This window comes from Streptomyces sp. NPDC012510 (assembly GCF_042955065.1).
GTDB lineage: Bacteria > Actinomycetota > Actinomycetes > Streptomycetales > Streptomycetaceae > Streptomyces.
In genome coordinates this window covers 49461-68666 of sequence record NZ_JBIBEN010000019.1, presented here as the reverse complement: position 1 = coordinate 68666, position 19206 = coordinate 49461, and the positions used below count along the sequence as shown (strand labels likewise).

Genomic DNA, 19206 nt, shown 5'->3' with positions numbered 1-19206 from the left:
GACGGCGGTTCCATGCGGACATGTGTATCTCCCCTCACGCGGCACCGCCCCACGGACGGACCGCTTGTGACGACATGTGATGGCCACGGACCCCTGTGGCCTCGCCGGGGCAACCTGTGGACGATGGCGTGTCAGTCCCGCTCGCGGCCCGCCCCGGATCCCGAAGGTCCCGCCTCGGGATCGGCGGACGCCTCGATGAGGACTTTCTGACCCGTCAGGCGGTACGTGGCGTCGAGTCTCAGTCCGGCTTCGGACAACAGCGCCGCGAACTCGCGCGTGGTGCGTTCCCGGCCTGGCAGCACGGACAGCATGTAGAGCGACATGAGGGCGGTCATCCTGGCCTGGGGGCCACCGCCGGTGGTGTCGTCCGCGGCGAGCTCGATGACGATGAGACGCCCCTCCTCCGGCATGGCACGGCGGCAGACGCGCAGGAGGTCGACACACCGGTCGTCGTCCCAGTCGTGCAGAATCTCCCGGAGCAGATAGACATCGCCCCCTTCGGGAACGTCCTGGAAGAAGTCCCCCGTTCTCAGATCGGCGCGGGCGGCGAACCCGGCCTCCTTCAGGCGGACGCCGGCCGCGGCCACCGCGTTCGGGCGGTCGACGAGTACGCCGTGAAGCTGCGGATACGTGTCCAGCAGGCGGGCGAGCAACGCGCCGTCTCCGCCCCCCACGTCGACGAGGGTGCGGGTGCCGGAGAAGTCGTACACCCCCAGGATGGCGGCGATCTCCAGATCGAGGTCGGCGGCCTGCGTGCGGTCGAAGACGGTGCGCAGATCGGACCGCCCGTCCAGATGGCCGAAGAAGTCGGCCCCGAACTCCGTCTCGAAGGCCGGCACTCCGGTCCGCACGGTGCCGGGGATGCCGTTCCACGCCCGGCCCGTCATCTCCAGCGCCATCAGCGCGCTCGCCGCCGCGCTGCCGGGAGCGTCGGAGACCAGGGCCGAGCCGATCCGGGCGAGTGCGAAGCGATCGTCCGCATGGGCCGCGAAGACGTCGAAGGCCGTCAACGCGGTCATCACCTGGCGCAGGCTCGGCTCGTGGGCACCGGTCAGTCCGGCCAGTTCGGCTGCGGTGCGGGGCTCGGACGCCAACAGGTCCGGGACGCCCAGTTCGACGACGCTGCACAGCGCCCGGGAAACCAGTGGAGCGTACAGCAGTGCCCTCGCCTCCACGGCGCTGTCGAGTTCGTCCGGCCGCATCAGGCTTCCCTCCAGGGCATGCGGCGCCGCTCCGCCGCCGCGAAGAGTTCGAGCATGAGCGGATCACGGATCCGCCCGTGCGCGTGGTGTGCGTGGAACCGGGAGCGGTACGCGGCAAACCAGTGGGGGCGTTCGTGCAGGAAGAGGATGTCGTGGGAGGCCATATGACGCACGGCGAGTAAGGGAATCGGTGACCGGGACACGCTGAACCCGTCGTTGCGCACCGAGCGTTCGTCGCAGCCGGGATGGAACTGGCCGATCATGAGACCGCGTTCGACCGCGAAGTCCTTGAGCCGGGCATGTGCCTCGTCCAGGGCCTCCCAGCCCTCCTGGACCAGATCGGGCAGAGCCACGATGAGACTGTCGAGGGACGCCCCCTGCCAGGTAGTTCCGGTCACGGGCAACCGCTGGAGATGGTGGGCCAGGACTTCACGTAGCTCGTCCGGGTCCTTGCCGGTGATCTCGTACTGGAGGTGGTAGCCGACGGCCTCGGCGTTGAGGGCCACCGGCACGAAGGGGCATATCGGGCCCTTGCGGCCCAGCTTTGGATGGGGACGGCTGACGTACCGGCGCAACCAGGTGGTCAGCGCTCGCAGGTCGCGCTCGGCACGGTCCTCGTAGCCGTGGAGCGGTGAGACGGTGACAGCGCGGTGGAACCGGGCGTCCGTCGGCCTGGTGTCCGGATCGGCACCCATGGCATCTGACTCCTTCGATCGATACGGCGGCCTCAGGCCGTCCGTTTTCGTGGGACGACGGCGGATGATCTCGACCGTGATCAGGCCCGGGGCGCCCGCCTCCCCCTGCCCGACCGCCGGCCCGCGCCCGGTCCGTCAGTTTTCTGGCCGGTCCAGTTCCCAGCTCGCCTGCCGGGCCAGTTCCCAGCTCGCTTGCCGGGCCAGGAGCTCCGCGTGCGGTTCGGTCAGCATGGTCCAGTGCCTGCCCGAGCACGGCAGGACGCGCAGCCCGGCCGGGTGCATGGCACTCAGCCGGTCCCCCAGTCGCAGGGCCGTCCGGTGAGTGAGTCCGGCCTTGAACAACACCGCTCTGCAGGACACGGCCCGCGGACGGTAGCGGAGCATGGCCCGTACGTAGGAGCGGAAGACCCCACCCACACCGGGCAGGGACCGAACCGTCCTTCCGGCAGGGCCGAGTCTGAGAGCGGCCAGTGCCTGATGCCCCATACCCGCCGCGAGGTGTTGCGGTGTGAACCCGAGGGGGCGACCGCCGCTGTCCGGCGCGAAGCCGTCCAGGAGCAGCAACAGCTCCACCGTCTCACCGGCCCGCTCCAGCTGCACCGCCATCTCGTGGGCGACCAGACCACCCACGGACCAGCCCCCCACGGCGTAAGGGCCGTGCGGGCGTACCTTCCGCAGCACCTGGACGTGGTGAGCGGCCAGGTCCTCGATCCGCTCGGGCGTGTGCCTGCCGTCGAGCAGCCCGGGGGCGTCGATGCCGTAGACAGGGCGTTCCCCGCCGCTGTGCCGGGCGAACCGGCGGTAGCACAGCGAGCTCCCGGTCGCCGGCGCGGCGAGGAAGAGCGGCGTACGAGGTCCGCCCTCGTGGAAGACCACCAGCTCGCGGGGGACTTCCGGGGATCGCACCGGCCGCTCGCCCGCCGCGTCCCGGGCCAGCGCGACCAACCGGCCGAACGTCGGCTGTTCCATGAACTCCGCCAGGGGTACGGCCGCTCCCACCTCCTCGTTGATGCGTCCACGCAGGCGCACGGCCATGAGCGAGTCCCCTCCCAGAGCGAGGAAGTCGTCCTCGTCGCGCACCGTGGGCGTCCCCAGCAACTGGGTCCAGATCCGCGCCAGGCCGACGGCATCGCCGCTCGGTGCCGCTCCGGAGACATCCGTACGCCCCGCCGGGGGCGGCACCTCGGCGGCGGCGAGCTCGGCAGGGGGCGTCGCGAGGGCCGCCGTCCCGGACGGGGTACTCGTGTGCGTGGTGGCCAGCAGGACCGCGTGGTCCTGCGCAGGCCGCTCCAGGACGGCCACATCGGTGAACCCCGCGTCGTCAAGGGCCTGTCGCCACCGGTCGGCGGGCAGGTGGACCGAGTCGGTACGCAGGTCGTCGTCGAAGTCCCACCAGCCGGGCGCCAGTCCCCAGATGAAGTGCGTCCAGAGTGCGACACGCGTGACCTCGACGGCGCCCAGCCAGCCTCCATCGGCCAGCAGTCGCCGCAGACGACGCAGTGTCGCGGGCAGGTCCGGTACGACGTGGAGACCGTTGTAGGCGATCACGGCATCGAAACTGCCGGGGGCGAACCCCTGCTGAGCCGGGTCCCGGGCAAGATCCAGCCGAGCACTGGTGAACTGCCGCCAGCCCTGTTCGCCTGCCAGCTCGCCGGCCTGGTTGACGGCCAGTCCGCTGATATCGGTGCAGGTGTACGAGTCATGCGGACCGGCGGGCCAGGACGCCATGACGCGTCTGGTGAGCTCTCCGCTCCCCGCGCCGACCTCAAGCACACGGAACGGTCCCTCCGTCTCCCGCAGGCTCCGGGCGACGGCCACGGCCGCGGCCAGTTGTTCCACGCGGGGCGCCGCGTCCGAGACGTCGATGGAGTTGCCGGTCAGACAGGCCCTCAGGAACGTGTCGGTGCCGTCGGGATACAGCACGGACACCGCCTTTCGGCGGTCGGCGAGGACCTCCGGATAGGCGTTCGCGCAGTGGTCGAGCATCCGGCGCACGCCCTTGACGTCGTCGAGGCCGGCCGCGTCGAGTGCCGGCCCCAGCCGCTCGTCGACGTCGACCGGGACCAGCACGCCGTGGCCGCCGGAGGCCGGGTCCGGGGTCAGGAACCCTTGCTCGGTCATGGCCTTGACCATCAGCCTGGCCGGCCGCTCGAACGTCCCACCGCCGGCCAGGCGGTCCAGCAGGAGGTCCCCGGCCACCGAGTCGCCGGGCCGCAGGCCGCCGATCCGCAGCGCCATCCGGGTGATCAGGGCCGCGGTGTAGGTGTCGAGGAGACGGGCCAGGTCGGGCCGCTGGGACAGGGTGGGACCGGTGGCGGGCGCGGGCTCCAACCGGTCGGCGATGCGCGACGCGGTCACCGTGGCCGGTGCGGGCGAGGGAGCAGCCGTGACCGGTGCGGGCCGGGGAGCCACGGCCTGCTCCGTGCCGGTGCCGCAAGGGCGTGAGTCCAGCGGGTGCGGTGGCAGGGAGCAGCGCTGCCGGGACGGGCCGGCGAACTGCCCGACGTCCACGCCGAGACCTGCCTCCCAGAGTCTGCCGACCGCCTCGGCCACCCCCGCCTCGGTGTCCTGCGTCCTGCCGTCGAGCAGGGGCACGGCGGTGTACCGCGCGCTCCAGCGGGGGTGACCGCGCAGCGCCCGGGTCATGGAGGTGCCCGGGCCGAGTTCGACGAAGACGTCGGCGGATCCGGACAGGAGCGTGTCCATGCCCTGCCCGAGGCGTACCGTGCCGCGCAGTTGGGCGGCCCAGTAATCAGCGGAGGGTACGGCTTCCGGCTCGGCCCAGCCGCCGGTCACGTTGGACACCAGGGGGATCTGCGGAGCCTGGGCGGGAAGCCGTCCGGCACAGGCCCGAAGATCGGCGACGGCCGGCTCCATCAAGGGGGAGTGGAACGCCCTGCGGGTCTCCAGCAGACTCGTGGGCCACCTGCCGAGCCGGTCCTCCGCCCGCCGTACAGCCTCCTCCGAGCCGGACAGCACCAAGCGGTCGTGACCGTCCACGGCCACCACGGGCTTCGGTTCCGGAAGGGCCGACAGAACGTCATCGACGGCCTCGCGGACGCCGTCTCCGGTCAGCTCGACGGCGAGCATCCGCCCGGCGGGCGTGGAACGCGTGGCCCGCGCGCGTGTGTACACCAGTCGCAAGGCGTCGGGAAGCTCCCACACCCCGGCGGCGAGGGCCGCGAGATACTCGCCGATGCTGTTGCCCAGCACAGCGGTGGGACGGATGTCCCAGCTCCGCAGGGTGCGGGTGAAGGCGTGTCCGAGTGCGAACAGCCCGAGCTGCTGATGGACCGGATCGTGATACCACTCCAGTGGGGTCCGCGGGCGTAACAACGCCGCGAGGTCCGTGCCGGCCTCGCGCAGCGCCCATGCGCGCACCTCGTCGAACGCCTCGGCGAACACCGGCAGTACGGCATGCGCTCCGGCGGCGGATCCGCCTGGACGCAGCGTTCCCTGCCCGGGGTACAGGAAGGCCACCTGGGGCGACTGAGGTGCGGCCGCCGCCGGGCGCTCCGGCTCGGGCGTCGCGAGCAGGCGGGCGGCGCGTTCCGTGTCCCGGACGACCAGCGTGGTGCGGTACCGGTGGACGCGCCTGCCGTCGGCCAGGGTGCGTGCCACCTCGTCCAGCGGCGGTGAGCCGTTCCTCAGATGCCGGGCCAGCTCGCCGCGAACCGTGCGCAGCGCCTTCGGCGAGGCGGCCGACAGCGCCAGCAGACGCGGGCCCGAGTGGCTCACGGCGACGGTCGCGGCGGACACCGTGGGTGCGGCCTCCAGGACCGCGTGCGCGTTGGTGCCGCCGACCCCGAAGGAGCTCACGCCGGCGAGCGTCGGCCTTCCTTCGGGCCAGGGGCCGTGCCGTTCGGCCACCGTGAACGGCGTGGTCTCCATCTTCATCAGGGGATTGGGTCGCCGGAAGTGCGCGGTGGGTACCAGCTCCCGGTGCCGCAGCATCAGCGCGGTCTTGATCAGACCGCTGATGCCGGAGGCGGAGCCGGTGTGCCCGATGTTGCCCTTGACCGCTCCCAGAGCGCAGGAAGCGACGAGGTCCGTGCTCGTACGGAACGCGGCGGTCAGCGCCGCCACTTCCACCGGGTCACCCAGCCGGGTGGCCGTGCCGTGCGCCTCGACGTAGCCGATGTCCGCCGGGTCGGCCTCCGACCGGGCCAGGGCCGACAGGATGACGTCGCGCTGCCCGCCCAGCGAGGGCGCGGTGAACCCGACCTTGCCTCCGCCGTCGTTGTTGACCGCGGTGCCCCTGATGACCGCCACCACACGGTCGCCGTCACGCAGGGCGTCCTCCAGCCTGCGCAGGACCACGACGCCCGCGCCGGAGCTGGAGACGGTGCCGGCGGCGTCGGCGTCGAACGGCCGGCAGTAACCGTCGTGCGACAGAATGCCGCCCTCCTGGTGCACATAACCGGTCACCTGTGGAAAGAAGAGCCCGACGCCGCCCGCGAGGGCGGCGTCGCACTCGTATCCGAGCAGGCTCTGCACCGCCTGGTGCACCGCGACCAGCGAGGTGGAGCAGGCTGTCTGCACCGTCATCGCCGGCCCGGTGAGCCGCAGTTTGTACGCCGCACGGGTGGCCAGGAAGTCCTTGTCCCGGCCGAGGGTCTGTGCGACGAGCTCTTCCTGTGACGCGCCCAGGGGCACGGCGTCGCACCCGGCGAAGACTCCGATCGGGCCCGGGAAGCGGTGCGGGTCGATGGCCGCGTCGTCCAGTGCGGTGCTGGAGCATTCCAGGAAGATCCGCTGTTGCGGGTCGATTCCACGGGCCTCCCCGAGGCTGTAGCCGAAGAACGACCAGTCGAAGCGGTCGGCGTGGTCGACCACTCCGCGCGCGGCCACGAAATCGGGTCTGGCCGTGGTCCGGGGGTCGATGCCCGCGCCTGAGAGCTGCTCCGGCGTGAAGCGGGAGACCGTGTCACGGCCGGCCACCAGGTTGTCCCAGAACTGCCGGACGTCCGCGGCGCCCGGCAGCCGGCACGCCATTCCTATGATCGCAACAGCGTCCTCACGCATCGGTACCCTCCTGCGGGCCGTGCGCCGTGCGGCGCTCCCTCCGCCTGGCCTGACGGCTCCTCCTGGCCCGTTCCTGAAGATCGTCCGCAGCCGACTTCGCCGTCGTGTCGACGGCGTCCGGCGTCCGCGCGGCGCCGATCGCCTGGGCCAGAGCACGGACCGTCGAGTGCTCGAAGAGCCGCTGGATCGGCAGATCGACGCCGAAGGTGCTCTCCAGACGGCGGTGCAGTGCGGCCAGGCGGAGCGAGTCACCGCCCAGATCGAAGAAGTTGTCGTGCGCGCCGATGTCGTCGACACCCAGCACTTCACGCCACAGACCGGCGATGCGGACCTCCCGGTCGCCCATGGGCGCCACGGCCGGGGCCGCGCCCAGGAAGTCGTCCCGGGTCGGCTGAGGCAGGGCCTCGTAGTCCACCTTGCCGTGCGGTGTCAGCGGCAGCTGATCGATCCAGACGAGTGCGTCCGGCACCAGATGGGCGGGCAGCGTTTCGCGCAGGTTCCCCAGTACGGTCGCGCTCTCCTGTCCGGCGGCGTGGTCGGGGCCGGTTCGGGACTGCCTCACGGCGTACGCCACCAGCCTCGCGGACGGGTACTCGAAGGCGTGCACGGCGGCTTGCCTGACCAGTGGATGGGCAGCCAGCCTCGCCTCGATCTCCTCAGGCTCGATGCGGTGGCCCCGTACCTTGAGCTGCCGGTCCACCCGGCCGACGAACTCCAGCGTCCCGTCCGCGAGCCAGCGCCCCAGGTCCCCGGTGCGGTACACGGGCCCGGCCGCGCCGTCGGGGCCGCTGGGGAGGAACCGCTCGGCGGTCAGTTCGGGGCGCCGCCAGTATCCGCGCGCCACACCACCGCCTCCGATGAGGATCTCGCCCTTGGTGCCGACGGGGCAGCGGTTGCCCGCCTCGTCCACCACGTGGATACGCACCCCGGTCACCGGGCGGCCGACTCGGCCCGGCCGCACATGGCCTTCACTCGGGATGACGATACGACTGGCCGCGGTGACGGTCGCCTCGGTCGGCCCGTAGCAGTTGGCGAGCCCGTACGGCAGGTCCCGGGGTGGGGCCGAACCGAGTACCGCCCCGCCGTACACCAGCCAGCGCAACGCCCGGGGTGCCTCGCCGTGGTCCCACACGGCCTCGGCGAGGGCGGTGGGAACGCCGGCGACGGTGATCCGGTTGCGGTCGAGCCAGCGGGAGACCTCACCCGGCAGGACGGGGCCGGTGTGCGGCACCAGTACCGCACCGGTGATCAGCGCCGGCCAGATCTCCGAATTGGCCGCGTCGAAGGCGATGTTGATGAGCTGGCTCACCCGGTCGTCCGGCCGCAGGGCGAATGTCTCCGCGTACCACCGGGCGTGCTGCGCGAGCCCCCGGTGCCGGACGACGACGCCCTTCGGGCGGCCCGTGGAGCCCGAGGTGTAGATCACGTAGGCGGTGTCGTCAGGGCGGGGCAGGTCCGGTTCCGCGGTGGGGTCGTCGAGGACGTGGCCGCTCTCGGCGGCCGGACGTGCCGTTGCCCGCGTCACATCGAGCGCGGTGACCCCACCCGCCGAGGGGTTCGGCACCGGGTGACCGGGGCCGGTGAGGACCACCTGCGCCCGGAGGTCGTCGAGGATGTAGCCGATCCGCGCGGGGGGATAGCCGGGGTCCACGGGGCAGTACGCACAGCGGGCGTACCACGCCGCCAGCATGCCGACGACCAGGTCCGCGCCCCTGTCGAGCAGGAGGGCCACCACGGGTTCCTCGCCGTCCCGGCGTATCAGGTTGCGGATGTGCGCGGCGAGCCGCCTCGCCCGGGCGTCCAGCGACGCGTAACTCAGTGGCCCCTCGGACGTGTCGATCGCCGTGGCGTCCGGCGTCGCCCGCACCCGCTCGGCGATCAGCTCCGGGACCGTGGTGGGCCGCGAGGCGGCGGGCCCCTCCTCCCATGCGGCCAGAGCGGCGCGCTCCCCGGGACTGATGCGGGCCAGCGAGAGCAGCCGGCGGCCGGGGTCGTGGACGACGGTGTCGAGGACCGTGGCCACCAGCAGGGCCAGCCGTTCGACCTCCTCTCGTCCAACACGGTCGCCGCGGTAGGCAAGCAGACCCCGCAGCGTGCCGCCCTCCTCCTGGAAGGACGCGGTCACCGCGCCCTTGGCGGCCCATTCGCTGCCTTCCGCTCCCACCGGGAAACGCCGCATCGGGTGGCCACCGAGTGACGGCCGCCTGGCTTCCGGGACGATGGGAGTGAGGGCGAGGTCCGCGTAGGGGGTGGTGCCGTACCTGCGGGGTGGGTTGAGTGCGGCGATCACCTTGTCGAAGGAGACGTGCTGGTCCTCCAGTGCTTCGAGGACCCGCTCGCGGGTGGCGCGCAGCAACTGCCCGACCGAGGTGTCCTCCTCCACGGTGGAGCGGATGACGACGGTGTTGGTACACGGTCCGACGATCCAGGCGTGACGTTCCTCCGGCCGGTTGGCCACCGGGCAGCCGAAGGTGATGTCCGCCTCCCCCGTCCAGCGGTGCAGGGCACCGGCGAAGGCAGCGGCCACCGTCATGAACCAGGAGACACTCTCGCGCTCGGACACCTCCCGCAGACGTTCCAGCAGCCCGTCCGGCAACTCGACCTCGACGACACCGCACGGCTCCAACGAGGCCGGAGCAGGCCACGGCAGATACGCCGGAGCCCCCGCCAGCCGTTCACACCAACGCTCCACCCCTCCCCGGCCGGCCACGGAACGCTGCAGCTCCTCCTGCTCACGCACGAACTCCCGGTACTGCACCACCTCACCCCCACCACCCCCAGCCTCGGCATCCGGGGCGAGGACAGGGCGGTTCGGTGCGCCGGCCAGGGCCCTGAGCAGCCCGCCGAAGACGGCGGCAAGGGCGTCGGCATCCTTCCGGGCCAGACGGTCACCCCGATAGGACAGGCCCACACGATCCCGCCCCTCCTCGCGGAAGAGGGTGACGGTGACGGCGAACTTCAGCTCCGTGGCCAGCTGACTGCTGGTGAGCGGGGTCAGAGTGGTGTCGCCCAGTGGATAGTCCTCGTCCAGCGGCAACAGGTTGAGCACCACGTCCGCGTAGGGGGTGGTGCCGTACCTGCGGGGTGGGTTGAGTGCGGCGATCACCTTGTCGAAGGAGACGTGCTGGTCCTCCAGTGCTTCGAGGACCCGCTCGCGGGTGGCGCGCAGCAACTGCCCGACCGAGGTGTCCTCCTCCACGGTGGAGCGGATGACGACGGTGTTGGTACACGGTCCGACGATCCAGGCGTGACGTTCCTCCGGCCGGTTGGCCACCGGGCAGCCGAAGGTGATGTCCGCCTCCCCCGTCCAGCGGTGCAGGGCACCGGCGAAGGCAGCGGCCACCGTCATGAACCAGGAGACACTCTCGCGCTCGGACACCTCCCGCAGACGTTCCAGCAGCCCGTCCGGCAACTCGACCTCGACGACACCGCACGGCTCCAACGAGGCCGGAGCAGGCCACGGCAGATACGCCGGAGCCCCCGCCAGCCGTTCACACCAACGCTCCACCCCTCCCCGGCCGGCCACGGAACGCTGCAGCTCCTCCTGCTCACGCACGAACTCCCGGTACTGCACCACCTCACCCCCACCACCCCCAGCCTCGTAGGCGGTGTTCATGTCGCGCACGACGGGTGCCAGGGAGGGGCCGTCGCACACGAGGTGGTGCAGGCAGAGCACCAACAACTGACCGTGCTCGCCCAGGTCGAACAGGGCCGACCTCAACAACCGGCCCGATGCCAGGTCGAAGGGCGTGGACGCGGCATCGTGCACCCACTGCCGCCACCGCTCCTCCTGCCCGGCCGGCGACAGGCCCGTCAGGTCCACCTCTTCGAGGTGCGGCTGCCAGGGTGCCCCGATGCGCTGCCACAACCGGCCTCGGCTCTCCACGAAGCCGGTGCGGAGTGCCTCGTGCCGCTCCACGACGGCGTTCAGGGCCCGGCGCAGCGGCTCGGGCCGCAGCCGTCCGCCGCGCACCCGCCAGACCAGTGGCACCGCGTAGCGGTTCCGGGCCCCCGGCAGTTGCTCGTCCAGAGCGATGCGGCGCTGGAAGTCCGAGGCGGGGACCAGGAGTCCTTCGTGGTCGTCGACGGGTTCCGCCACACCGGCTGTGCCACCGTCCGGCCCCGACAGCGCCTCGTCGATCCTGTCCGCCAGGTCCTGCAGACGCGGGTTCTCGAACACCTGCCGCACCGGGAGGTCGACGCCGAAGCACTCACGCACCTTGGACAGGAGGGTGGTCGCGAGCAGGGAGTGCCCACCCGCCTCGAAGAAGGAGGTGCCGGCGAAGATCTCCGGTACGGGCAGCAGCTCTTCCCACAGGAGGGCGAGCGTCCTGGCCGTCTCCGTGCGCGGGGCGCTGCCGTCGGTGTCCGCGAGGACGACGCCCCGGGCGGACAACTCCTCGAGGTCGACCTTTCCGTTCACGGAGAGCGGGACGCGGTCCACCACACGGAAGACCGAGGGGACCATGTACTCGGGCAGTTGCTCGGCGAGCCGCGCGCGCAGTTCGCCGGCGGCGGGGGCGTTCTCCGGGCACCACACATGGGCCACGAGGCGGTCGGTGTCCGCTTCGTCCACGGTGACGACCGCCTGGACCACGTCCGGATGTTCGATCAGGCAGGTCTCGACCTCTCCGGGTTCGATGCGGTAACCCCGTACCGCGAGCTGGTCGTCCATCCGCCCCAGGTACTCCAGCGTGCCGTCGGGCAGATAGCGGCCCAGATCACCGCTGCGGTACAGGCGTCCGTGGCCGTACGGGTTGGGCAGGAACCGTTCGCTCTCCAGTTCCGGCCGTCCCAGGTAGCCGACGGACACTCCCTCGCCTCCGACGCAGATCTCCCCCACCGCACCGGCCGGCAGCAGGCGGTGCCGGCCGGCGGTGCGGTGCGGATCGCGGACGTGGACGGTGGTGGTCGGGATCGGGGTGCCGATGGGGCTGCGGTCGCCCGCGACGTCCTCCGGGGTGATGGTCCGGGAGGTGACGTGGACGGTGGTCTCGGTGATCCCGTACATATTGACCACTTCGGTACCGGGGTGTGCGGTCGGCCAGCTCCCGAGGGCGGCCGGCGTGAACTTGGCCCCACCGAGAATGACGTACCGCAGGCTCTCCATGGCTCGCTCGGCGGTGCCCGTGACCTGGATGAGCTGCGTGAACATGCCGGGGGTCTGGTTCAGGACCGTGACTCGGCGACGGCGTACCAGCTCCGCCAGTCGCATCGGGTCACGGAGGTCGTCATCGTGCGGCACGACGAGCCGGCCACCGTGCGCGAGGCAGCCGAAGATCTCCCACACCGAGAAGTCGAAGGCGTACGAATGGGCCAGGATCCACACGTCGTCGGGGCCGAAGCGGAACGGCAGCCGATCGTTGACGACCAGCCGGACGACATTGCGGTGGGTGACCCGCACCCCTTTGGGCCTGCCGGTGGTGCCCGAGGTGTAGATGACGTACGCGAGGTCGTCCGGCGCGGGCTCGGGCAGGGCCGCGACGGGCGTGTCGGGGTCCATCGGGCTGTCGAGGTCCACCTCGTCGAGCAGCACCGCGCGGCCCGTGAATCCGGGGAGCCGGACGCCTTGGGCTGTTGCGTCGTCCGTCAGCAACACCTGCACGGCGCTGTCCCTGAGGATGAACGCCGCGCGTTCCGCGGGAGCGGCGGGATCGACGGGGACGTAGGCGGCCCCCGCGAACAGCACCGCCAGGACAGCCTCGACCTGTGCGGGTCCCGGCGCGATCCGCAGTCCGACCAAGCCGCCGGGTCGTACGCCGTGGCCGATCAGCACCCGGGCCAGCCGCTGGGCACGTCGGGTCAACTGCCGGTAGGTGACGGCGTCGGCGCCGCTGACCAGTGCCACGCCGTCCGGGGACTGTTCGGCCCGCTCGCCCACCAGTCGGGTGAGCGTGCTCTCCGGGTACGTTGCGGCCGTGTCGTTCCATTCCTCGGTCTGCCGTCGGCGCTCCTCCTCCGTGAGCGGTTCGAACGCACCGATGGGAGCCTCCGGCCGGCCGACCGCCTCGTGGGTGAGTTGCCGCCAGTGGCCTGCCAGGGCCCGCATGCGGTCGCGGTCGTAGTAGAGACCGTTGTAAAGGAGTCGGCCGGTGACGCCCTCCGCGGTCTGCCGCAGCGTCAGGCGCATGTCGTACTTGCCCAGGCCGACGACGGGCGTGGGGAGGTACTCGTCGAGCGCGTCGTGCCCTGCATCGGAGTCACACTCGAAGTCGAACACAACATCGAACAGGGCGGTCCGGCTCATGTCCTTGGGCGGGGCCACACGCCTTACCACCTCATCGAAGGGGGCGAGCCCGCAGGCACGTACCTCCCGTAGCGCGGCCTCGCAGGCGTGCGCCCAGGAGGCGAAGGACTGTTCGCGCGGGCCGCGCAGCCGGACCGGCAGCACGTCGTCCACCGGCCCCACGACCCCCGCGGACCTCGTGTCGCGACGTGCGACCGCCACCCCCACCGTGAAGTCGCTCTGGCCGGAGTACCACATGAGCAGAGCGGCGTACGAGGCCAGCAGCACAGCCTCGGCACTCACTCCCTCACGCACGGCGAAGCCCAAGACGTCGGTGGTCGCCGGTACGCCGACCGGAACGGAGTGCTCCTCGTACACGTGAACGGCGGCCCTGGGGCGGTCCACGGGCAGGTGCAGCGGGTCACTGACACCGTCGGTCAGCTCCGCGAGCCGGGCCACCTGGCGCTGTACCGACTCGGTGTCCCGGTTCTCCCACCATCGCGTGAACGGCTCCGGTGCGGGCGGGAGCCGGTCGCCGCGAAGCAGTGCCCTGATCTCCCCGGCGACGGTCCGCACCGACGCCCGGTCCGCCACCGCTAGATGCGCCGCCACGGCGAGGACGCAGCGACCCGTGCCGTCGGGCTGGACCGCGACGCGGAACAGCGGTCCTTCGGCGAGGTGGAAGGGACGGCGCAGCCAGGCGACGAGTTCGCCGGACGCGTCGTCGTCGGCTCCCCGCTCCTCGATGTTGGCCGGCCCGGCGGCCGCGTCGCCGTGTACGGGGAGCCATGTGCACGAGGCAGGCATGCTCTCGTGAACGCGTTGGGTGCACGTCTCGCCGGAGAACTGCACCGTGGTGCGCAACGCCGGGTGGCGTTCCAGGACCGCTGCCGCCGCCCGGCGCAGTTCCGCCTCCTCGGGAGTGGAGTCGATGGGAAGCAGGCAGGACACGTTGTGGTAGACGGGGGCGTCCTCGTAGACGGTGCCCCGCTCGAAGCGTTCGACGAAGGCCATGCGCTGCTGGTGCGGGGTGGCGTCCCGCTCCTCGTGGCCGGACCGCGCCCCGCGCCGTACGGATTCCTGGTACGCCTGCTCCAGATCCCGCAGGAAGACCGGTTCCGAGCCGATGTCCCACACCAGATGGTGGAGGCAGCACATGAGCAACTGATCGCGCCCGTCCTCCTCGAGATCCACGAGCATGACGCGCAGCGGTTGCCCGGAGGAGATGTCGAAGGGCCGCTGCGCGAACGCGTGGAGCGATGCCCGGGCGTCCGCCATGCGGCTCTCGTCCGTGGTGCCCGCGGCGACGCGGTGCACCACGTCCGGGACCCAGGGGTCGCCGACGATCTGATACGGGCTGCCGTCGTGGTCCCGTTCGACGAAGCGGGTGCGCAGGACCTCGTGCCGCGCCACGACCCGGGCGAGCGCGTCGCGCAGGGTGGCCGGATCGATCCCGCCCTGGACTCGCCAGGCCAGCGGGACGTTGTAGAAGGCGCCGGTGCCGCGCAGCCGCTCGTCCAGCCAGACCCGTTCCTGGAAGCCGGACAGGGCGAACCCGCCGTCGGGATCGGCCGGTTCCTGCTCAGCCGGTGCGGGTGCCCGTCGCTGGTCCAGCAGCAGCGCCAGCGAGTCCAGGCGAGGGTTCTCGAAGACCGTGCGCAAGGAGATCTCCACGCCGAGGCGCGTGGCGATGCGTGAAGCGAGGCGGGTGGCGAGGAGGGAGTGCCCGCCCAGGGCGAAGAAGTCGGGGCGTGTGGCCGGTTCGACCGGGACCCGCAGCAGATCCGACCAGATCTCGGCCAGTTCCCGCTCCGTTTCGGTGACGTCGGCATCCGTTGCCTGCCCCACCACGGTCTCGTCACCGTCGGGCGACAAGTACTCCGGATGCTCGACCGGTGGGAGCGCGCTGCGGTTCACCTTGCCGTTGACGGTCAACGGCAGTTGATCGAGCACGACGTACACGGAGGGCACCATGTAGTCCGGCAGTTGCTGTCGTGCGTACGCCTCCACGGCCGCGGCCAGTTCCGGGCGGCGTTCCTCGCGGATCGGCTGGTTGGTGTAGGTCTGCGCCGAGGCGCCCCCGGCCTGACGCACGGGATAGACGTCGGCGGCGAAGTCCGGCGTCCGTTCCGTGGCACCGCCGGGCAGGGCCGCGGGATCCAGGAACAGCACGTCCAGACTGCCGTCCGCCGCCGTACCCGACCAGGTGAGTACGGTGCGCAGTCCGAGGCCCTGGCCGAGCGCGGCGAAGTCCTCGGGGTCGGGCAGGCCATCGCAGGCGTGGCCGTTCCCGCCGTCCAGAGCGTCGAGCGCCGCGCCGAGGCCGCTGCCTGCATGTACCTCCCGCTCCGCCTGGAGCAGCGGGAGCACCCTCGTGTTGGGCACCCCTGCGACCCGCAGCACGGAGGGCCGCTCGTCGCGCAGGTAACGCCCCAGTTCAGGCAGGCTGTCGACGTCATGGCCCCACCGCTGGAGCGGCGCGTCGGCACACGAGTACGTCTCCATGCCGGCTTCGGTACCTGCGGAAGCCTTTCGCAGCACGGCCTCGTAGCGGAACTGTGTGAGTTCGTTGTGATGGCGGCCACGCTTCAACCGCACGTCGACTCCGGCGACCTGGGGGTGCGCGCCGAGGTGCTCGGTGAAGAACTCCGGTTCCACGAGGAGTTCCTTCTCGTGCAGCAACGAGCGTTCCACCGCACGCTTCAGCTCCGCCGGGTCGCCGTCCGCTCCGACGCGCCGCAGTTCCACTCCGGTGCGGAACTCGCGAAGCAGACGTCGTGGTCGTACGTCCCCTACGTAGAGGTGCCCTCCGGCCACCAGCACGTCCAACGCGCCGTGCAGTACCGCGGACAGGTACGCGCCACTGGGCAGGTACTGCGTCACCGAGTTGATGACGACGCAGTCGAAGTGGTCCAGGGGAATCCCGGACAGGTCCCTGGCCTCGCGCCGCAGCAACCGCACACGGTCGGCGAGCCGCCCGTCGTCGCGCACCCTCTCGCCGAGCCCCGAGAGGGCACTCTCCGAGAAGTCTGTGGCCCAGTACTCCTCGCAGTGCGGGGCGAGGCGGGCCAGCAGCAGCCCGCTGCCGACTCCTATCTCCAGCACCCGTCGCGGGCGCAGCGCGAGAACGCGGTCGACGGTACGGTCGCGCCACTCACGCATGTGCTGCCGTGGGATGGGTGCGCCGCTGTAGCTGTCCATCCAGCCGCCGAAGTCCTCACCCAGTTCCGCCCGGCCGCTGTCGCGGTACATGTCCTCGTAGACGTTCCGCCACTCGTCCACTCGTTGCCGGTCGGCTGCCCCCGCGCCACCGTCCGACGCTTCCACGCGCGGTTCGGCCGTAGGCACCAGGTAGGCCACCAGGCGTTTCCCGTCTCCCGCGACGTCCTGCGGTACGACGACGGCCCTGGCCACGTCCTGGTGCTGTTCCAGTCCGGCTTCCACATCCTGCGGCTCGACGCGGAAACCCCTGATCTTCACCTGGTCGTCGGCGCGCCCGAGAAAGGCGAGCGCGCCGTCCGGTGAGAGACGCACGAAGTCGCCCGTGCGGTACATGCGACCGGGGTGGAAAGGGTTGTCCAGGAAGCGCTCCCGTACCGCCGCGGGAGGGTTGACATATCCGGCCGCGACGCCGGCGCCACCTATCCACAGTTCGCCGGGAGCGCCCCCGGGCACGGGACGCCCGTCGGGGTCGAGCACATACAGGGTGGTGTTGTCCATCGCCCTGCCGATGGGGACCGGCCCCTGCGGCGCCCGGGTCATCCGGTGCCGCGTGGCGAACGTCGTCGTCTCGGTCGGCCCGTAGCCGTTGACCACGGTGATGTCCGGGCAGGCGTCGAAGACGCGGGCCACGGCCGCGGCGGACACGACGTCTCCGCCCGTCCACACCTCGCTCAGCCCGCGCAGCGAGTCGGGCTCCTCCTCGGCGAGGGCCGCGAACAGCCCGGCGGTCAGCCACGCCGCCGTCACCCCGTGACGCGCGCGCATCTCCCGGAGGACGGCCGCCGACAGCGGCCCGGGCGGCGCCACACAGACCCGTCCGCCCGACAACAGGGGGACCCACAGTTCGTACAGCACGGCGTCGAAGGCGTGGGGCGAGTGCCACAGCACCCGGCTGTGGGCCCCTCCCCGCCAGCAGCGGTCGTGAGCGAGGGCCACGATGTTCCGATGGGTGACCTGGACACCGCACGGGACGCCGGTCGAACCGGAGGTGAACATCACGCAGGCGGGAGCGTCGGCGGGCACTGTCACCGCCTCGTACCGCTCGTGCGGCGCACCATCCGGGGACACCTGGTCGAGAGAGGCCACGTCGAGCACGGTCAGCCCGGAGTCGGCCTGTTGGCGTACCACCGGCAGGTCGCGCGTGGCACCGTCCACGATCATCAGATCGCCATCGGCCTGTGAGATCGACATGCGAAGGCGCGAGGCCGGCTGCCTTTCGTCCAGCGGTACGTACACCGCGCCGCTCTTGACGATGCCGAGCAACGTGACCAGGAGCCGGACGGAGCGTTCCATGAACACCAGGACGGCGCCCCCCGGGCCGACGCCCCGCTCCCGCAGCAGGCCGGCCAGCCGCTCCGACCGCGCGTCGAGTTCGCCGTAGCTCAGTTGCGTGCCGTCACCGGCTACGGCCACGGCATCCGGAGTGCGGGCGGCCTGTTTCCGGAACAGCTCGCCCAGGGGCGCGTCGGGCAGCGGCAGAGGCGCTTCGTTCCAGGTTTCCAGGAGCCGCTCGCGCTCCACCGGGCCGAGGAACGGGGAGGCGGTCACGGGCGAGCGGAGGAAATCCGGCTCCAGCTCCTGCAGCAGGGTGGTCAGCCGTTCGTGGTGGTCGGCCAGTCCCTTCTCGTCACACCTGTCGGGGTGGACGTCGAGCGTGAGCCGCAGATCGCCTCCGGGATGCAGATAGCAGCACAGGCTCAGGTCCTCGGTGGGCATGATCGAGAGGTTGTGCAGGGTCGCGGAGGCGCTGCCGAAGTCGATCTCTCCCAGCGGCGGCACCAGGTTCACCAGGGGGCCGGCGAAACGCCTGCGTTCCGGCCAGCCGAGCTCCTGCCGCACATCCTCACTGCGGTAGCGGTGGTGCGCCACGGCCTCGGCCACGGCCACACGCGTGTCGCCCAGCAGTTCGGTCCATGTCGTCGTGGCCCCCACCCGCAGCCGCAGCGGAAGCACATCGGACATCATCCCGGGGAAGTTCTCTGACGCGGGCGTCTGCCGACTGCGGCTGGCCAGACCCACCACGACGTCCTCGCGCCCCGACATCCGGTGCGCGTACCCGGCCATGGCGGCGATGAGCAGCCGTGAGAAGTTGGTCCCCGCCTCCCGCGCCGCCGCGCGCAGGGATTGGTAGCGCTCGGCGGACAGCGAGAAGGCCGTCCGGCGCACCTCGTGCGCGGCCAGGGCGGTGCCGCTCCCCTCGGTCAAATCCAGCGGCTCCGGGCGGTCGGCGAAGCGCTTGTGCCAGTAGGCCCGGTCATCGGCGAACTGTGCCGAGGCGCGGTAGCGGGCCACCTCGTCGAGCGCGGCGCCCAGTGGCTGGAACCGTGTCCCGGGAACCGCTCTGTGCGCCCGCAACGCTCGGTAGACCTCGGCGACACGGTGGGCGATGAGGGTGAAGGTGTATCCGTCGCCGACCGCATGGTGGTAGCGCTGCACCCAGACGGTCCGGCCCGGGGCGACCTGGAGGACGGCGAAGTCGCAGACGTGGCCCGCTTCCAGGTCGAAGGGCACGCGCACGTTGTTCCGCATCCACTGCTGTGCCGCGGCCAGGGGATCGGGCTCATGGGTCAGATCATGCAGAGGTATGCGCGGTGCGGTGGGTGTCAGCAGGATCTGGCGTGGCGGGTCGGCGCGGCCGTCGAAACAGACGTGCAGCCCGTCCGCCTCCTGGACCACCAGCCTGACGGCCTCCACGAATACGCGGACATCGATGTCACCCCGGATGTCGAGGTACTGCAGGCAGTTGTAGGCGGGGCTGTCCGGATCCAGCTTCTGCGCGTACCAGATGCCGGACTGGGACGGGGACAACGGGTGTGCGGGACGGGAGACCATGGTG

At 71.4% G+C, this 19206-nt stretch carries 4 protein-coding genes; all 4 read right to left on the bottom strand.

From position 1 onward, the window contains the following. Positions 1–131: 131 nt before the first annotated feature. The 4 genes from ACFY9I_RS30480 to ACFY9I_RS30465 all read right to left on the bottom strand — a co-directional run bounded on the left by ACFY9I_RS30480 (position 132) and on the right by ACFY9I_RS30465 (position 19202). The gene (locus ACFY9I_RS30480; protein WP_391007397.1) at positions 132–1202 is read right to left on the bottom strand and encodes a methyltransferase; all 1071 of its coding nucleotides are present in this window, start codon (positions 1200–1202) and stop codon (positions 132–134) included. Beyond that, the gene (locus ACFY9I_RS30475) at positions 1202–1897 is read right to left on the bottom strand and encodes a DUF6875 domain-containing protein (RefSeq protein ID WP_391007395.1); all 696 of its coding nucleotides are present in this window, start codon (positions 1895–1897) and stop codon (positions 1202–1204) included. The genes ACFY9I_RS30480 and ACFY9I_RS30475 overlap by 1 nt, the downstream gene beginning before the upstream one ends. Before the next feature lie 135 nt (positions 1898–2032). Further along, on the bottom strand, positions 2033–6922 hold the full coding sequence (locus ACFY9I_RS30470) for a beta-ketoacyl synthase N-terminal-like domain-containing protein (protein ID WP_391007393.1): 4890 nt from the start codon (positions 6920–6922) through the stop codon (positions 2033–2035). Next, a complete protein-coding gene (locus tag ACFY9I_RS30465; RefSeq protein ID WP_391007391.1) occupies positions 6915–19202 on the bottom strand; it encodes an amino acid adenylation domain-containing protein in 12288 nt (4095 codons plus the stop codon). Before ACFY9I_RS30465 ends, ACFY9I_RS30470 begins: the two co-directional genes overlap by 8 nt. Between the last annotated feature and the right edge of the window lie 4 nt (positions 19203–19206).